Origin of the sequence: Clostridium sp. B9 (assembly GCF_050509515.1) — a bacterium.
Classification (GTDB): domain Bacteria; phylum Bacillota; class Clostridia; order Clostridiales; family Clostridiaceae; genus Sarcina.
The window spans coordinates 2,272,841-2,292,647 of sequence record NZ_JBNWKA010000003.1; the positions used below are offsets into that span (position 1 = coordinate 2,272,841).

The 19,807-nt window shown below is 30.0% G+C and carries 11 protein-coding genes; 3 read left to right on the top strand and 8 right to left on the bottom strand.

Annotated features, from left to right (window positions below):
- Nucleotides 1-74 precede the first annotated feature (74 nt).
- The 4 genes from ACQZHJ_RS10150 to ACQZHJ_RS10165 form a co-directional block, all read right to left on the bottom strand.
- A complete protein-coding gene (locus tag ACQZHJ_RS10150; protein ID WP_430485439.1) occupies nt 75-635 on the bottom strand; it encodes an AAA family ATPase in 561 nt (186 codons plus the stop codon).
- Between the two features lie 104 nt (nt 636-739).
- Nucleotides 740-1,690: a ribonuclease Z gene (locus ACQZHJ_RS10155; RefSeq protein ID WP_430485440.1), complete on the bottom strand. Its 951-nt coding sequence runs from the start codon at nt 1,688-1,690 to the stop codon at nt 740-742.
- Between the two features lie 90 nt (nt 1,691-1,780).
- Nucleotides 1,781-6,196: a discoidin domain-containing protein gene (locus ACQZHJ_RS10160; protein ID WP_430485441.1), complete on the bottom strand. Its 4,416-nt coding sequence runs from the start codon at nt 6,194-6,196 to the stop codon at nt 1,781-1,783.
- A 169-nt stretch (nt 6,197-6,365) separates the two neighbouring features.
- Nucleotides 6,366-7,931: a BCCT family transporter gene (locus ACQZHJ_RS10165; RefSeq protein ID WP_430485442.1), complete on the bottom strand. Its 1,566-nt coding sequence runs from the start codon at nt 7,929-7,931 to the stop codon at nt 6,366-6,368.
- 262 nt (nt 7,932-8,193) lie between these two features.
- Here ACQZHJ_RS10165 and ACQZHJ_RS10170 point away from each other — a divergent pair, with 262 nt between their 5' ends.
- A complete protein-coding gene (locus tag ACQZHJ_RS10170; protein WP_430485443.1) occupies nt 8,194-8,832 on the top strand; it encodes a TrkA C-terminal domain-containing protein in 639 nt (212 codons plus the stop codon).
- Between the two features lie 51 nt (nt 8,833-8,883).
- Here the strand turns inward: ACQZHJ_RS10170 and ACQZHJ_RS10175 are convergent, their stop codons facing one another.
- From ACQZHJ_RS10175 to ACQZHJ_RS10190, 4 genes are all read right to left on the bottom strand, one after another.
- Entirely contained in the window at nt 8,884-9,660 is a 777-nt protein-coding gene (locus tag ACQZHJ_RS10175) for a hypothetical protein (RefSeq protein WP_430485444.1), read from the bottom strand.
- A 109-nt stretch (nt 9,661-9,769) separates the two neighbouring features.
- On the bottom strand, nt 9,770-10,936 hold the full coding sequence (locus ACQZHJ_RS10180; RefSeq protein WP_430485445.1) for a YibE/F family protein: 1,167 nt from the start codon (nt 10,934-10,936) through the stop codon (nt 9,770-9,772).
- A 269-nt stretch (nt 10,937-11,205) separates the two neighbouring features.
- Complete coding sequence (locus tag ACQZHJ_RS10185) at nt 11,206-16,053, bottom strand: CehA/McbA family metallohydrolase (protein WP_430485446.1); 4,848 nt, start codon at nt 16,051-16,053, stop codon at nt 11,206-11,208.
- A 305-nt stretch (nt 16,054-16,358) separates the two neighbouring features.
- On the bottom strand, nt 16,359-16,862 hold the full coding sequence (locus ACQZHJ_RS10190; protein ID WP_430485447.1) for a GNAT family N-acetyltransferase: 504 nt from the start codon (nt 16,860-16,862) through the stop codon (nt 16,359-16,361).
- 310 nt (nt 16,863-17,172) lie between these two features.
- Between ACQZHJ_RS10190 and ACQZHJ_RS10195 the strand changes: the two genes are divergently transcribed.
- Both ACQZHJ_RS10195 and ACQZHJ_RS10200 read left to right on the top strand, forming a co-directional pair.
- Complete coding sequence (locus ACQZHJ_RS10195; RefSeq protein ID WP_430485448.1) at nt 17,173-17,955, top strand: histidinol-phosphatase; 783 nt, start codon at nt 17,173-17,175, stop codon at nt 17,953-17,955.
- Between the two features lie 487 nt (nt 17,956-18,442).
- On the top strand, nt 18,443-19,756 hold the full coding sequence (locus tag ACQZHJ_RS10200) for a sodium-dependent transporter (RefSeq protein ID WP_430485449.1): 1,314 nt from the start codon (nt 18,443-18,445) through the stop codon (nt 19,754-19,756).
- Nucleotides 19,757-19,807: the final 51 nt, after the last annotated feature.

Here is a 19,807-nt window from a genome sequence, read left to right on the forward strand (position 1 = left end):
TTCTGTTAAATATTTTATCATATTTTCACTCTAAATTCTTTAATTTAGGCTATTTAAATTACTATTATTAATCTTTATAATGAATTATCCATAACGAATTTTGTAACCCCTTTTGTTAAGTCATCAAAAGACCCACTATTATCTAATATATAATCACATTTTTTTATTATTATACCAGTATCTTTTTCTAAATTGTCTTCTGACTTTTGTTCATATCCATCTCTACTTTTAAGCCTTTCTTCTCTAACATCTTCATCACAATTAACTCCTAGAGTTTTAAAACCATTTTCTTTCCAAAAGTCGAAATCTTCGTATGTTCTTCCTCCAGTAACTATTATAAGTTGATCATCACTTATTTCCTTTAAGCTTTCTTTTTGAAATTTTTCAAGAATTCTTCCAAGAACGTAATAGCTTAAAAAATTTTTATCTATTTCTTTTAACTTTATAGCTGTATCAATATAAAACTCTCTTTTCTTCTCTTTCCATCTATCAGTGGCTAAAAATATACAAGACATATCCCTAACTAAATCTCCAATATTAAAGAAACTAACACTTTTCTCCGAATATTCATTTATTAATCTAGCTACAGTATCTTTTCCTGAACCCTTTTCTCCAAAAACTATTAACCCCTTCATAAACTTCAATTCCTTTCCTTATTATAAGATAATATCTATGCTTAAATATATACCTTAATTATAACATCTAATGGAAATATTATACATACTTCTTTCTTCTTAATTTACTCTTGAAAGTTTAATATTTTTTCTAAACCGTCCTCGCCTATTACTGCATTTTCAAAAATATCTCTAGCATTATTTTCAAATTCTTTTGGTTCATTAATTGAAGGACTAAAATGTGTTAATAGTAGTTCCTTAACACCTCCATCCTTAGCCATTTCTGCAGCTTCTCGAAAAGTCATGTGTTTATTTTTTATTGCCTTATGTAAATCTTCATCATCTCCATATGTTCCTTCACTTATATATAAGTCACTATCCTTTATAAAATCTGGTAGCTCTTTTATAGGTCTAGTATCGGTTGCATAGACTATCTTTATACCTTTACGTTCATCACCTAATACCATTGAACTATCATACTTAACACCTTCTAACTCTATCTCATTACTCTTTTGTAATTTTGACCATAATTCCTTAGGAACATTATGTTTTATAGCATTTTCAATATTAAACTTTCTTCCTCTCATTATATTAAATGAATATCCCAAACAAGGAGATGAATGATCTAGTTCTAATGTTTTTATTATTAAATCCGAATTAATCTTACTATTCTTACCATTTAATATAATTCCTTCTTTATTTATTATGAATCCTTCTTCTTTAATATCTTCCAACACATGTAACTCATAAGGTAAATATGGAAGTGTAACTAAAAATCCATCTATAGCTCCCTTTAATCCTTTTGGCCCAATTATGTACATTGGTTCTGTTCTACCACTATTGCCTATAGTTGATAATAGCCCCGGCAATCCATATATATGGTCTCCATGTATATGACTTATACATATAAGGTCTATACTCTTAAAACCACAACTAACCATTCTCATAGCTACCTGAGTTCCCTCTCCACAATCTAAAAGTATTTTTCTTCCCTTAAAATTCATGACTATTGATGATAAAAATCTATTTGGCATAGGCATTCCGCCTCCAGTACCAAGTAATGTTAAATTAATCATGATACTCTCTCCTCTCTAAACCAGTTACCTTTATTATATAAAAAAAGACTAGAGTTTAAAACAAACCCTAGTCCCAATTTTATTATATAACTATCTTGCAGTTCTTAAAGTAATTGATTCCTTACTTGAAAGTTCTCCATTTGAGTACTTAGCAGCAATTTTAAAATTATATATTGTGTGTCTACTTAATCCTTTAAATGTGAATTCAGTTTCATCAGCACCTATTTCTGCAACTTTCTTACCATCTTTATAGAGAACATATCCCTCTAATCCATGAGTAGTTTCTGGAGCTTCCCATGATGTTGTTACACTCTTCTTATTGATAGTAGTAGCATCAAAGTTTCTTACTGGATTAACTACGATTTCCTGAGCATCTTCATTTACAGCTAAAGTTCCACTAGTTAATTCCAACTCATGAACTTTACCAGCTTCTCCATCACCTAAATTAGCTGAAGTTATCTCTATTGTTTCACTTACTGAAGCAACTTTTGGAGTAAGTGTAGCCTTGATTAAGTTTGAAGCACTCTCAATTGGAGTTCCTAAACTAGCAGCTACTATCTTAACTGTACCTGGCTCTACTTCTTTATGATTTACAAATACTCCATCTATTCCATTTGTAATTTCCACTAAATCAAATACTTCTGGATTATATTTTAATGTAAACTCAGCAGCATAAGCTGATAATCCTTCTCTAATTTCGTTAGCTCCTAAGAATACATCAAAGTTTTCATTAACATTTACACTCTCTGGCATAGTTAAAAAGCTTGTTCCAGCACTTACTTCTGGAGTCTCTATTTCTTGATGAACATTTATTTCAGCAGCTGATGCAAACCCACCATGTCCTTCCTTAGCTATAAGTCTTACATGAGTAGCTTCTACAGCATCAAATTTTACTGTCTTAGTTGTGTTATCAGCTGTCCAATCACCTTCTGTAACCTTAGTGAAGTTTTCACCATCAGTACTTACTTGAAGCTCATACTTACTTATACTTCCATTTAAAGCATCTTGTCTAGGCATATAAGTAAATTTATTTACATTATAAGTTCCACCTAAATCCAAAGTAATATGCTGTGGTAATTGTTCTACTGGACTCCATTTAGTATGCCAAATAGTACTTTCATCTCCATCTATAGCAAACTCTGCTATTCCTTCTGAACCTATATTAGGATGTTCACTACTTGCAGTAGCAGTCATTTGCTCTTGCGGAATAGCAGTAGGATCTACAATTTTAAATGCTCCATCCTTAACAGTTACTTCGTCCACACTTCCTTTAAATGAATTAGTTTCACTTCCTATTCTATCTAAAGGTAAAATGAAAGTTCCAACTTTTCCACCATTAGCTTTGTTTATAGTATCAACTAACTCTCCATTTACATATAAAGTAGTCTTATTTAATTCCCCAACAAAAGTTAACTCAACCCACTGATCTTCTGGTAATTTATAATCAAATGAATAATCATAACCTTCTCTTGAGAATCCAACATTACCAGTTTCCTTTTGACAAGCCTTTAATACTCCTGTATTAGACTCACTTAAGATTTGCTCACTATAATCTCCATTAGCATCCTTTTTAACCCACATAGATACAGTGTAGTCTAAGCCTTTATTTTCTACCGGTGTATCAATATAGCTTTCTCCACCAGCTAATTTAATTCCTTTTCCTTCTTTTCCATCTACTGAAGTTACATTAGTAGATGTAGCATTATATTCATTTCCTGAAAGATCCTCTATATTATCTACAGACTCTCCTTCAAAGTCATAATCCATTACAACTTCAGTTTTAGACTCAACATCGTAAGTTAAATTTGAGTTTGGAATATCCTTTACCTTTTCAGCAGTTTCAATAAACTCATCATAACTTCTCTCATCATTTGGGGCTGCCCACATTTTTTCAGCTAATACTTGAGTTGCAGGTAATGTTCTATCGTAAACATCCCTTTCTCCTATACCATTAGCTTTTTCCCATATTTGATCATTCCATACTGCAAACATTCCACCTTTTAGTTGTGGCTCACCTGCTGCTAATACAGTATTCCCAAAATTTTTCGGCTCCCAATTATTATAAAGATTTCTTGTATCTAAATAATCTCTATAGTATCCAGCTTGAGGTACTATATAAAGATCAGTATCTCTAGTATTTATTATATCGTAACCTGCATCTATCATAGATTTAGGTCTTCCCCAATCTAAGCTCCATATATTCATAGTGATATTCTCACTAGTAACTGGTGTTTCTCCTGTTAACCTATCAAAACTTCCCCATAATCTAGGAGTCCTATCATACTCATCTCTTACTTTTGTAAGATAATTATCAGTAAATCTTCTAAAAGCTTCTGAATATTGTGATGAGTATTCATCAGTTCCAATATGAAAATCATTATCTCCGAAAACTGGATTATCTCCACCTAAATATTCTTCAAATAATCCATCAACAAAGTCATAAGTCTCTTGTTTATTTATATTTAAGTGATCTCTTCCACTTCCTGGTCCTAATGCTAGACTTGGGTCATACTTAGTAAATGCTAAAGAATGTGCCGGAACATCTATTTCAGGAATTATTTCAACTCCATGTTCTTCTGACATTTCTATAAACTCTCTAAACTCCTCCTTAGTATAGCTACCATCCTTAGCTGTTAATCCTGGATAAGTTTCATTTTCTAGTCTAAATGCTGAATATGCATCTTGATAATTTTCTTCATTAATCCATATATAGTTATCATTTAAATGAATTTGGAAATCATTCATTTTGTACCATGACATAACCTCCATGAATTGCTCTAGATAATCCATAGTGAAGAACTTTCTTCCAACATCAAGCATAAATCCCCTATTTTCATATCTTGGGAAGTCTCTTACTATTCCTTGTGGAATTGTATCTCCATTCTGTTGTAATATTTGAAGTATTGATCTTGTTGAATAAAATGCTCCAGTGTCATGGGTAGCTTCTACTTTTAAGTAGTCAGCAATATACATATAGTATCCTTCTTCACCAATACTCTTATCCTCACAAGCTAATGTGAAATAGAAATCTCCCTTTTGAGGATTTGTTGAATATACAACTTCAATTGTATTCCCAACAATCTCTTCATAATCTGCTTTAAACTCTGTAGCTGTTCTATTTAATTCTTCTTCATAAGCTGGATCTATAACTATTCTTGTTGAGTCATTTATTATAAAGTTCCCATCAGTTCCAACCCATTCTCTTAAGCTTGGAACAACCTCTGGCTTTGTATTTTCTCCTAAAGAACCTTGATATTTACCTGGGACAGTAATCTCAATCCCTTTAGTCTCTCTACTTTGATTTCCTTTTGTAACCTCAAAATCAACAATTACAGTAGTATCAACTAAAGGCTCATTTATTGTTAAATCATCTCCAATTATTTGATTATAATCAGCTCCTATAAATGATATTTCAAACCCTTCTGGAACCGTCGGCATTTGAAGCTTAGTATCACCTTTATTTATAGCTGGAACCTCTAAATTATTAATAACATCATCAATATTATTTGATGCAGGAATATCTCCATTGTATATTTCAATTTCATATAATGACACTGTTGACCAAACAGCTGGATTATTTTCTTCACAATATACTCTTACATATCTAGCACTTTGCTTTTCTGCAAGCTCTATTGTTTCAACTCCACCTTGTCCACTTTCATTTCTATGAACTGATGTCCAATTTTCATTGTCATCTGAAATTTGAATTTCATAAACTTTTGCATTAGCAGCTTCCCAGAATAATCTTACTTTATCAAAAGTGCTAACCTCTCCTAAGTCTATAGTAAGCCATTGATGTCCACTTGTGAAATGGTTACTTGACCATCTTGAAGTTCTAGATTCAGTATCTCCATCAACTACTTTATCCGGAGTAAGTGAATTCGTTTCATTTCCTGAAGATGTAGCTGTCTTATTTAGAGCTATGTTAACCCCTTCTTCTGTAGGAGGAGCTACTTCTCCCTCATTGTCATAAACTTCTACTTCATAAATTGATACATTTCCCCAATCATGCTCTGAGTTATTACAACTTACTCTTAAATACTGAGCAGTTACATCGTTTTCAAGATTAATTGAATCTTGATCTCCATCTCCTTCTGTAGTTGAATAAACTTCAGTCCAAGTATTACCGTCGTCTGATACTTCTAAACTATAACTACTTGAATATGATCCATCCCAAAGAATATCTACTTGGTCAAATGTAGTTGCTTCCTCAAAATCAATATAAATCCACTGAGGAACACTTCTTTCACTAGACCACCTTGAATCACCTGGTTTAGAAGCTGAATCTGATGGCTTATCTTTAATTCCATCAGTTATCTTTTCTGATCCAAACTTATCTTGTACCTCTCTTGATGATGCTTGAGTTGGTTTATTTAAAGCTAAGTTAACCTTCTCTGTTCTCTTATTAGTTTCCGTTGCAAGAACAGAAAAGCTATTAACTGACACTATACTTGCTGCAATTCCGCAGGCTATCAATCTCTTAATTTTATCCCTATTCTTTAACAAAATTCCACCCCCAAAGTTCCATTACACTATTATATATTTTCATTACTTTATATTTATATGATTGATACAAAAATAATATGTCAAATTCCTATATATATATCCTAAAAAAATAATAAAAACAAGCGCTATAAAGGTCTAAATTTATCCTTTATAGCGCTTATTAATCTAATTAAGCATCATATTCAACTTTTTTAATTTTAAAATTATTAAATTTTTCTTTAGTTTTAGCTATTAAACTTTTCTCTTCTAAAACCTCATTTTTATATAATGCTTTTGTAAAAGCTATTACTCCTAAAAACATTATAATTCCAAATGGTAAAGCCATTATAATTGAGAAGTTTTGGATTATCTCTAATCCTCCTGCAAATAAAAGAACAAGAGTTAATAATGACTGAATAGTTCCTAATACTATCTTTTTAGAATTCTTAACCTTTATCTCTCCATTAGATACTATCATTCCTAAAACATAAGTTGCTGAATCCGCACTTGTTATAAAGAATGTAAAGATAAGAATTATCGCAAGTATTGATAAAAATTTTCCCATAGGATACTGATTGAATACTACAAACAGCGTTGTCTCAACCTTGCTTATTGCTTCAATTCCTACTGCATCTGCAACATTTATTCCTAATGTTCCAAAAACAGTCATCCAAGCTATACAAAATCCTGCTGGTACGAATAAGACACCCAAAATAAATTCTTTTATTGTTCTTCCTTTAGATATTCTAGCTATGAATATAGCTACTGACGGAGCCCATGCAAGCCACCACCCCCAGTAGAATATAGTCCATTTCCCATACCATTCTCCACTTATGAATATATTATTATTTGTTGTTGCCATTTCTATAGCATATCCTTTTAATCCTAATATAAGGTTACTTACCATATCTCCAAAAGGTCCAACTATCATAGCGCCTACAAATAAAATCATTGCTAAAATTATATTTGTATTAGATATTATCTTTATTCCTTTTCCAACTCCCGAACAAGCTGATATTAAGAATAAAACTGTTATTATAAGAACTATAACTATTTTTATAGTATTAGTTTCTGGAATTCCAAAAACATAATTTAATCCACTAGAAACCTGTAATGTTCCCATACCAAGTGATGTTATTATTCCAGCCATCGTTGCTAAAACAGTCATCATATCTATTATCTTACCAATAACTCCATTAGCTCTTTCCTCTCCTATTAAAGGTGATAGCAAACTACTTATTAGCATAGGCTTCTTTCTTCTAAAATGCATATAAGCAAGTCCTAAAGCAAGTACTGCATAGCAAGCCCATGCTGAAAGCCCCATGTGTAAAAATGACTTTGTAAAAGCAAATTCTAAAGCAGGATCTGTCATACCTTTCATATCAAGTGGCTTAAAGTAATGTGTAAGTGGTTCTGCTACTCCCCAGAATACAAGACCTACTCCTATTCCAGCACTAAATAACATAGCAAACCAGCTTATATTTGAAAATTCAGGCTTTGAATTGTCATCACCTAATTTTACATTTTTAAATTTACTAAATACTATCCATATGCAATATATAAAGAAAGCTAAAATCAATCCACAATAAACCCAAGATAGATTTTTTATTATAAAATTATAGGTTGTACTAACTCCACTTTGAAACTGTTCCTCAAAAAACACTCCCCATACAAATATAATTAATGAAAATATAATTGAACTTAAATATATTAAGTTTTTCTTCCAAAAGTTTTTCTCTAAAAAATTCAAATTCATAATCTCTCCCCTTTCTGAAATCTTTATAAAAATATAAAGTTGTCAGTTTAGATAAAAAATAAAGCAACCTTTCATCAAAGTTGTTTTATTTAAAATCCACTATAAAACTTTTCGAATCAAACTGACACTTTTATATTATCATATAAGTTGTTAGCATTCAAATACCATTAGTGATTTACATTTCCAATCTCAAGTGATAAAATCAATGAGGGTATCTTTATCTCCCTTATTTACCATATTTCATAGGAGGGTGTTGTCTAAAATGGCTAAACGTACAAAAACACCAAATTACATAAAAATAGCTATAGATATAGCAAATAGAATTATTAATAATGATTTTGAAGAAGGAAGCAAAATAACAGGACGTACTACCCTGGTTAGTATATATAAAGTTTCACCTGAAACAATCCGTCGCTCAATTGCCCTACTTAAAGATATGGATGTAGTGTCAGTTAACGAAAAAAGTGGAATTATAATAAATAGCAAAAAAAATGCTAGAGACTTTTTAAGTAAATTCAAAGCTCAATCGGACTTTACAGCACTTAGTAACGATACTTATCAAATACTTAAGGCAAAGAGAGAACTTGATAAAAAGCTACACGATAATATAGATAGCTTAATAGAGTTTGCCACTCAACTTAGAAATGTTGGAACTGTAATCCCTTTTGAAAGCATAGTAGAAAGTGAAAGCTTTGCTGTTGGCAAGAGCATTGGTGATTTAAACTTTTGGCATAATACAAAAGCTACAATTATAGGAATAAAAAGAGATGGTGAAATGTTCCTTTCTCCAGGTCCATACTTCAAAATAATGGCTGATGACATAATTATGTATGTTGGAGACGATGATGTTTTAGAAAATGTTAAAAATTACATTTCAAAAATAGAGCATATTACAGAATAGAAAGACAAGGTATAAATCTAGTATTAAGATTTAATACCTTGTCCTTTTTATTTAATCTATACAATTTTTATTTTCTTTTAAGTATTTGCGTTCTCTTTCTCTTAAACTTCTTTTATCAAATGGATTCATTATTAAAGCCTTTAAGAATAATTGAGGATAATTTCCCTTTAATTGCTTCATATACTGTACCCACTCAAAAGCTAAATATTTATAAGCTACATTTATATCTTTTTCTAAATGCATAATTTCATAATTTTCCAACTTATGAGAACACCTACTAGTAAGTTCTTCTCTTAAGTGAAGCATTGACATTAACATATCCGAAAACTCTTCATGTTCTATAAGCATTGGGTTTGTAACTAAATTGATTACTAAATCCTTCTGATCATTTAACTTCTCTTCTAAGGCTATTAAATCTATTTCATTTATATTAACCTTATAATCATATTCCTTTACTAATATCTCCAAATGTTTAAAATCATTTTTATTCCATTCTTTTGTTACTATAGCTTCCTTAGCAATAGTTTCTGCGTTATGATCTGTATGAACGAATGTACTTAAAACATCTGTTCCTAGTTCACTGAAGAATACTCCTATAAGCATACTTAACTTATCCCTTAAGTGATCTTTCTCTCTTTTTTCTAAAAGCTTATCTAATACTAGTGTCGTAAAGAAAACTTCCATAGGGATAAATGCTATATCAGCAAATAAAAATATTAATGTGTGATGTAGGTCTCTAAATATTAGATAGTGGACATAGTGAAGAAATAATGACAACCCTATTAATCCAGTACCAATAATCAAAAACTCTTTCTTCTGTTTACTCATTCTAGCTCTCCTCTTTTGGTCTTAGTTAAATAACATAATATGCTAGAAATATACTACCATATTATTAGCAATTTATAAAATAATTTCTTCAACTCTTTATATAAGTTAATTATATTTTAACTTTATATTTACTTTTGACAATATTTTTTGTACAAAAGTAACTTGCTACAAGCGCTGTAATTGGAACCGTTAATATTATACCTATACTTCCTGATAACCCTTGTATAATCTCTATTCCTATAACATCTAAATTCATAATTTGATTTTTACTCATATTAGCTGAATAAAGCATTATTAATGTATTTAAGGATCCTCCTGCAAAAGCTAATATAAGAGTATTGGCCATTGTTCCTATAATATCTTTTCCTATATTCATTCCACTTTTAAACAATCCAACTCTACTCAATTCAGGATTAATCTCTTTTATTTCAAATATAGCTGATGTTATAGACATTGATACATCCATTACTGCACCTAATGATGCTATTAAAATAGCAGCAAACATCAACCCATGTATATTAAGAGAAGTATTTTCAGCTATATACATCATACTTTCAGCTTCTTCCATACTAATTCCAGATAACTTTGCAAGCTTTCCGAATATCATTGCAATTACTCCAGATATTACTACGCCACTTAATGTACCTATAATAGCCGTTAGTGTTTTTTTATTATTACCTGATATCAAAATCAAGGTGGCAACAATGCTTAAAAATGCTGAAATTATAGCTGACAATATAGGATTTACTCCTTTAAGCATAAGTGGAATCATTAAAAATATTACACAAGTGCAAGTAAAAATTAAAGCTATTAAAGATTTTACTCCTTTAAATCCTCCAACAGCTACAATAGCTAGTACAAATAAAATTGCTAAAACAAATATTATGTTACTTCTTTTATAGCTATAAACTGATATATCCTTAATTTCTTCACCCTCATAAAAGAATCCTAAAATAACCTTTGTATTTTCTTCTACAGGCATATTATAAATTCTACTCACATTGTTTACTATCTCATACTCTTTCCCATCATATGGCCCCTCTAAAATTTCTATAACAATATTCTGATACCCTAAATCTATTCCTTCTATGTATTTATCACTTTCTAACATTTCTTTTGTTATTCTCTTTACATTGCCCTCATAATATTCTACATTTTTATTTAATCTATCATTTATAAATCCACTTCTAAATATTAATTCAGATATTCCTAATATTGAAAAAGAACATAAAATAACAACTATTAAAGCATTAACCCCTTTTTTCACCCTTATCATATATTTCTCCCTAACATACATATTTAAATATTTTGTTTTAAATTAGTGGAGATTTCTAGTAATATCTTCAAGCCTAAAATAATTTCTTGAATACTTTCCATTATCTATTTATATTAATAAAAACTCTAATTTTTCATTAATACTGACTTGCATTTTTCACTAAAAATCACCACTTGATTAAAAACATAAAATATAATCAAAATTAGAGTTATTTTCATACAAACATGAAAATAAAATCTAAGTTCATCCTACTTTCCCTATACTTTTCCTTATCTTTTCGTTCTTAATGTTATTGATTCTTTACTAGAAATTTTTCCATTTGAATATTTTGCAGCAATCTTAAAGTTATAGATTGTATGTCTATTCAAACCTTTAAAAGTATATTCTAAGTTAGAAGCATTAACTTCCATAACTTTTTTTCCATCTTTATATAGAATATATCCTTCTAAGCCTGTAGTATTTTCTGGACTTTTCCAAGTTACTGTAACATTCTTTTTATTAATTTCAGATGCTTTAAATTCCTTTACTGGACTTACTATTATTTCTTCCTCTTCATGTAAGACTATCTCTCCAGTATTTCTAACCCTCAATCTATTGCCCTCTGGATCTTCTGAACCTAATCCAATAGCAGATACAGTATCACCAATCTTTATATTTGGATTCCACTTACCTTTCATGTCTTCATTTATTCCATCCCATATATATCCTTCAACATATACTCTTGAAACTCCTGAACCATCATCTATATAAAGATTACTCTCATCCATATCGACTACAGTACCCTTAACTTCTGTTAGCCATCCTTCATTCTCATGAAGCATACTATCTCCTGTTGATAACTTCTTAGTTTCAACCTCATTTATAGTTTCATCTATTATCTCTATATCACTATCTTCATCACTTATCTCTATTTCAAATTCTCCCTGATAAGCTTGAACAGTTCCTTTAACTCTTACTTTTTGTCCAACTTTAACAGGAGTGTTTGATACTCCAAATACATTTACTCCACCAGTTTCATCTTGAATATATATTACTTCAAAGAAAGCATTTTTAGGCTCTATTGCTTCTGATTGAGATGTTACTATTCCCTCTAGAACATATTTTTCTCCTAATTTATCAGGAACACCATCTCCATTTTCATCTACTCTAAAATCTTTAATACTTATTTTCTCTGCTTCTTTCTCTGGTAAAATCCAATCTATTATATTTTGAACTACTTCTTTATTACTCTTAGTTTGGGCATTAGTATCATCAATTTCAAAGTTTGAGAAGAATGTACTTCCTCCAACTATTACTTTTGATCCATTTGAAAGTTCTTCTGCGCCTAATACATTTACATTTCCCTTCTCAACTGGTACATTATCTGCTGCCTTATCAGCATCATCTGTACTTGTAGTCTCATAACCTTTTACTAAGAAATCAACATTTTCCCCAGTTTCACCATCAGCTAATACAACTGATGCTCCACTATAGAAGCTAAATAAATCCTCTTCTCCTAGTCCTTCTACTAAGTTATAATTTGAAGAGTCATAATTATTAAGCATTAATCTGTATTGTTGTCCTTCATTTTTCTCATAATCAGCTACTTGGTCATCATTTACTCTTAATGCAGTTCCTATTGCTTCTAATATAGGGTTGAGTTGAGCTCCATTACTGTATTCACCAATACCGTCCTTATAGTCAGCTCTTGTAGTTACTATTAGATTTCCTCCATTTTCAACATACTCATCTATAGCTTTAATTTCCTCCTCTGTAAACTTACTCTTATACTCATTATATTTAGGATTATCTGTACCTTGAGGATCAGTTACTATTAATAAATCAATATCTTCTAAAGAGCTCTTTGTTATCTCATTCATATTTATCATAGGAATAGCACCACTATCCATTAATAATTTTTCAAAGGCATCAATTTTACCTGCATAATTTCCTGTTACATATTGGTTAGAGTGTGCTCCATCTATCATTACTTTATAGACATCGCCCTCATTCACTACCTCAAGCTTTAAACTCTTTGTAAATATCTTGTCTGCACCGTCTACATTAACTGTAGCTTTTGCATATATATTAAATTCTCCAGCTCTATCTGGTATCCAATCCACTGAAGTTTCTTTCAAGCTATTTCCATCTAATGATTCAATAACTTCTTCTCCGATTTTATTTTCCTCTGAAACTTCTCCAACAAAAAATTCTACTTTTATATTATTTAATAAATTTGAACTATTGTTATAAAATGCTATTGAAAGTTTAGCTGTATCTCCAACAAAAAGCATTTCCTTATCTGTTTCTAGTTCATTTAATCCTACATTTATACTTTCACCAATCCATACTGGAGCAGTAACTGCTATATCCTTATCAGCTTGTACAACTTTTACATAGTAATATGTGTACTCTGGACTAAGCTCAAAATTCCATTCAGCTTCATTTCCTGTAAACTCTTTAGATGCAACCTCTACTCCACCATTAGCTATAATAGATACCTTCTTTATAATATCATCCTTATCTTCATCATTTATTGATATATTGAAGTTTAGTTTTTCTGGTTCACCTAAGTTACTTCCCATTATTTGTCCATTTACTGAATAATCAATGGTCATATTCTTATCTTCTGATGAATAAACTTGTCTATCATTCATTGCTTCATACAAGGCTTCTCTTGTTTTTTCCTCTGCAACTATGATTGTTCTTGCATCATTAGCTGTCATCCATTTTCCTTTGTGATTATCTTGGTTATTAGTTGGAGCTACATGCCAACCTTTATCTAAAGCTCTTGTATAATACTCATAGCTTGGAAAATATCCACTTCCTCTTATAGGACCTTCTCCATTTCCTACTTCTATTAAGTTAACAACATTATCAGCACCTTCACTATAGAAACCAAAGTCTCCAAAATCACCAAAAGTTTTACCTGGATGATTTAATTGAGAAACTGATTGTGGAAGCTTTGAGATTGTATCATAATAAGCTTTTAAATTCATGTCACTATTTTTTCTTGTTTCAAACCCTGGAGTGTTAAATGTATTTATATGTCCCCAGCCTCCAGTTGAGCCAGACCATGTCATCTCATATCCATACATTGAAACAAACTCACCATCAATATTATAGTTATCAGATATTGCTTGTGCTTCTGTCCAAGCCTTACTCATTGATCCATCATTTATATTTGCTGATGTATCATTATCAAACCAATTTGAGTGGTCAGTAACTGCAAAGTAATCAGCATTCCCTTGGTTTTTTGCCCATTCATAAGCATCATTTAAGCTTCCTGTACCATCTGATATATTGGTATGAGAATGAAGTTGTCCATAATAATGATTTAATTTACCAACTCTAAATCTCCATTCTTTAGAAGCTGCATTTCCTAAATTATCTCTTAAAGATACTTCTACTCTATGTTCTCCATCGTCTAAAGCTTCTTTAACTTCAAAAGTAAAACCTTCCTCTGTTATCTTAGAATCTAAAGTAACATCTTGTCCATTTACTTTAATAAGTACACTGCTTACATCTACTCCTGCAGCATCCTTAAAGGCTCCACTTATTATAGGAGTTCTATTTTCTCCTATACTTGAATTTTCGCTTGGATAAACATTTATAACTTCTGGTCCATTTAAATCTTCATCTACTATTTCTACAGTAAATACTCCCTCTACTGGTACTCTTGAAGTATTTAATCCATCGCTAGCTTCAATGTAATAATTTAATCCTAAACTATCTAATTCCTCTTTATTTATAGTTGCTAAATATTTCCCATCATTTTCAGTTGCTATTATCTTTTTAAATTCAACTTCATTTACGCTCTTATAATAAATAGAAACTTCACTTACTTTATGATTATCACTAACCATAGCTTCAATTACTAAATTTTCATTCAAATTAGCCTTTGTCAATGCCTCATGAGTTATTACTGGCGCTTCTTTATCATCTACTATTTCAGTAAACTCTGATGATGCTCCATATAATTGAACATTTCCTCTAAACCTTCCTACAACACCTTTTACATTTACCAAATCACCAGTTTCCACATTTATATCTGATGGAATGTAGTAAATATCTAATACATCATTTCCTTGAGTTAAGGTCTTCTCCTCTATATTGACTATTGCATTTTTTATCTCTACATAATGAGAATCAAAATTTTGTTCATTAAGCTCTTTAATAGTTACAACCTTAGGGTTTGGCATCCCCTTATCTTCTAAGACTTTTATTTTTGTAGCTTGAATTTGAAGCAATGAATTATAATTGTCTAAAACTCCACTTACTTCAATCTCGTTACCTTTTGTAGCTTCACTTAAATCAATTTTAGAATCAAAATTTGATATAGCTATAGCACCTGTTTCATCTTGTATATGAAGTGTTGAATTTCTATCATTATAAGAAACCACTCCTTTTACCGTAACCTCTTCTCCTAAATTCTTTTCTCTTGCATCACCTATTGAAATAATCTCTTCTGAAGGCGGTAATGTTTCTCCTCCATCCCAAGATATATCATGCTTTCCTAAATCATCATATAAATTAGTTACTTCAGAATCCCATTGCACATTTATATCAAAAGGAGTATTATCTATATTCTTTTCTCCATCCTTTATTTCTCCCTTTCTTTGTGCACTTATAGATTTACTAGTATAAAATTTACTTCCTTTTATAGTTTTAGCTCCAAATGAGTCTATAATCTCATACTCTGATCCATTGTTTCTTCTTAAAAGTACAACATCATCTCCATTAAAACCTAAAGGCTGACTACTTACTCCTAATTTATTTTCAATTCCATTTATTTTTAAATTAAAGTTTTCATCATTCCCTTGAATATTGTAAACTACAAAAGTTTCTCCATGATTTACTATAGAGTCATTTAACCCTTGTGAAACTGGACTTCCACTATAATTTCCATTTGAATATATGGCTAAATCATATTCTGAAAGATTTACACTTTCTCCTGTTCCATTATAAATTTCTATAGCTTTAGAATTTGAAGGTCCATGTAAATATTCTGATATTATTAAATCTTCGGCTAGCTCATTATTATTCTCAGCACCTAAAACTGGATATGCTGAAAATAGACCTCCTACCATACTAAGTGCTAAAGCCTTAGTAAGTAAAACCTTATAATTTTTTCTCATAAAAATCCCCCTTGTTTTTTTATATTTATTTGTTATTTTTACCTCCTCTCTAAAACTTAGACATTTTACTATATATGTTTAAATCACTCTTTATTTGTTTATTATTTAAATAACTAGTCCTAAATTCAAAGTAGGATTAGTTAAAAATTTGATGAAAAAACTTCTATTTTGTAAAATGCCCTATTAATATATTTATGTTCAATCTAATTTAAATATTCTAAATTAACCTAACATTAATACGAATTTAACAATAAAAAACCAACTTACAGTATTTTCATAATACTCTAAGTTGGTTTATATCATTATCACATTATAGCTTTTTCAAGACATAAGAAAGGTTCAACTATATCTCTCATAGATGACATATCCCCTACATGAATATATCCTAAATTTTTATAAAGATTTACTGCACTCTCATTTTTATGATAAGCACTAATTCTCATAGCCTTGTACTCTTTTTCTTTAGCCATAGCCTCCGCAAAATCTATTATTTTCCTTCCATATCCTTTGCCTCTATGACATGGACAAACGGCTATTCTATGAAAAGATAAAAATGGTCCTTCAACTTTCCACTCTATATCATTATAAACATCGTAAGCATAATCATTTATAGCTGCAACTGCAACAATCTCACCTGAAAACTCTAACCCATATAGATGTTTGTTTGAAATATCTTTAAATATAATATCTGTATTGGGATAGGTTGAATTCCAGTTATAAAGACCTCTTGAATTCATTTCTTTAACAACATTATCATAAATACTTTTAACTTTTTCAATCTCATGTTCTTTTATTAATCTTATTTTCATTTCTTTCTTTTACCTCTTCTAATAATAAATTTAAAATAATGTTTAAGTTCAAAAAATCAAATCAAAATTTTACCCCATGTTCATATCTCCTTTAAATATTAATAATAAAAAAATCTTATTTTAATAATTATTTTTTTAACAAATATCCGCTCTTAACCTACGTTATTACTTGCGTGGATTAATTTTATTTTATAGCGCAAAAAAAGTCAAAGAACTTTTTGTTAACATTTCTTCAGTTAATATTTTATTAACATTTAATTTTTATTCTATTTTTTGATATACTTTAATTTGAAGGAAAGGAGTGGGATTTATGTTAAAAAAAATTAACTTTCATACACATACCAAAAGATGTAAACACGCAGTAGGAGAAGACATAGATTATATAAATAAAGCTTTAGAAAATAATATCTCTAAATTAGGTTTTAGTGATCATGGACCTTATCCTGATAATAGATTTGGGCTTAGAATGAATTTTAATGAACTAGATGAGTATCATTCAACTTTAAGTTCTTTTAAAGAAAGATTTAAAGATTCTATTGAAATTAAAGTTGGCTTAGAAATTGAATATTTAAACTCTGATGATTACTACTACAACTATCTTGTAAACGAATTAAATTTTGATTATTTAGGTCTTGGTCAACACATGTTTTTAAATGAGGATGGTGAGCTTAAGCATACATATTCCTTGGAAAGCACACAAGATTACATAGAATATGCTAAAAGTATATGTGAAGGAATAAAAACAAACTACTTTTCATTTATAGCTCACCCTGATTTAATATTTATAAATGATTTTCCTTGGGATGAAAATTGTGAGGAAGCTTGTAATTTAATAATTGATACTGCTAAAAAATATGACTTTATATTAGAATTTAATGCTAATGGTTTAAGAAGAGGATTAACTAAATTTTGTGATGGTGAAAGATATCCATACCCCCATGAAGCATTTTGGAAAAAAGTCTCTCAAAAAGGTGTTAAAACCATAATAAATTCTGATTGTCATAATCCTAAAGACCTTTGGGATTCAACTATGGAAGAGGCTTATAAACTTGCTAAATCATTAAATCTGAATATAGTTTATGATATAAATTAATAAAATGTACTTGCTTTTTTTAAATATTAGATATATAATCAATTTAAATTTATTTTAGGAGAAAAGATTATGAGTAATACAAACTTATGCATAGCAAAACTTAATAACTTTTATTATTGCTATTATAGATAGTTTGTATTTATGATTTTAAATAAAATTAAGTCATAGATACAAACTCCAAGAAATTTGGAATGTATCTATGATGGCTTAGTTTACGTTAACAAAAATAGGTCACATAGGTAATACTATATGACCTTACATAAGTGATTTCTCAATAGGTCATGTAGTTTAACTATATGACCTATTTTTTTATTTATAAATAAGGCTTTGTTTTAAGTGAGTGTTGATTTCTAGCTATATATTTAAAACCAACTCAATGATTAATAAGATTTATATTACTCATTAAGATGATTTTTCATCTATCTCTATAAATAAACACTAGTTTAAAAGATGGCCACGAACAAAAAATTTTTAGGAGGTAATCACTATGAAAGAACGTGAAAAATTTACTGGGAGGTTTGGATTTGTAATTTCCTGTGTAGGCGCAGCCTTAGGATTAGGTAATATATGGCTTTTCTCCTACAGACTTGGACAATATGGAGGAGCTGCATTTTTAATACCATATTTCTTATTTGTTTTTATCTTAGGTACTACTGGACTTATGACTGAATTCTCTTTTGGAAGAAAATTTAAAGCTGGTTCTTACACTGGAATTGTGGAATCATTTAAAAGTAAATCATTAAAAGGTGGTAGACTTTTTGGAATACTTCCTCCACTTGGTTTAATTGGAGTATTTATATTCTACTCTATTGTAATTGGATGGATTTTAAAATACTTTTTCTTAAGTGTAAGTGGAAATATAACTTCAATTGATACCACTTCATATTTCAATGAATTTGCAGGAACTTCCTCTACTATCTTTTGGTTTGGACTAGCAATAATTTTAACTCTATTAATAGTTTGTTTAGGTATAGGTAAGGGAATTGAAAAAGCTAATAAGATAGTAATGCCTCTTCTTTTATTGATATTTATCATTTTAACTATAAGATCTTTAACACTTCCTGGAGCTTCTGAAGGTGTAAAGTACCTATTAGTTCCAAGATGGGAAAATCTTTTAAAAGTTGATACATGGGTAATGGCGTTAGGCCAAGCATTCTTTACTGTCTCTCTTAATGGTTGTGGAATGGTTGTTTACGGAAGTTATATTAATACTGATTTTGATATTCCTAAATCAGCTGTACAGACAGCTATTTTTGACACAATTGCAGCACTTTTAGCTTCATTTATGATAATGCCTGCTGTATTTTCTTATGGCTTAAATCCATCTTCTGGTCCATCACTATTATTTATAACTTTACCAAAAGTATTTCAAGAGATGAATTTTGGAACGCTATTAAGTTCATTATTTTTCCTTAGCATAATTTTTGCTGCTATATCCTCTTCAGTGAACATGTTAGAAGGGCCTGTTGAAGCTTTCATGGCTATTTTTAATAAAAATAGAGTTAAAACTTCATTGGTAATATCATTTTTTTGTTTTATATTAGGACTTCCACTTGCAGTAAATATGACCTCATTTGATAATTTTTCAAACTTAATAACAATAGTAATCTCCCCTCTTTGTGCTTTAATTGTCGCTTTTGTATTCTACTATATAATTGGAGGAGAAGAAGTATTATTAGAGATTAATAAAGGTGCTAAACACCCTCTTGGAAAATGGTTTATTCCTCTTGGAAAATATGTATTCGTGATAGTAACTGTTCTAGTAATTGTATTAGGAATAGCATATGGTGGTATAGGTTAAATATTATCTTCTCATTATTTATAGAACTTTAATTTTTTTTATGAATAATAT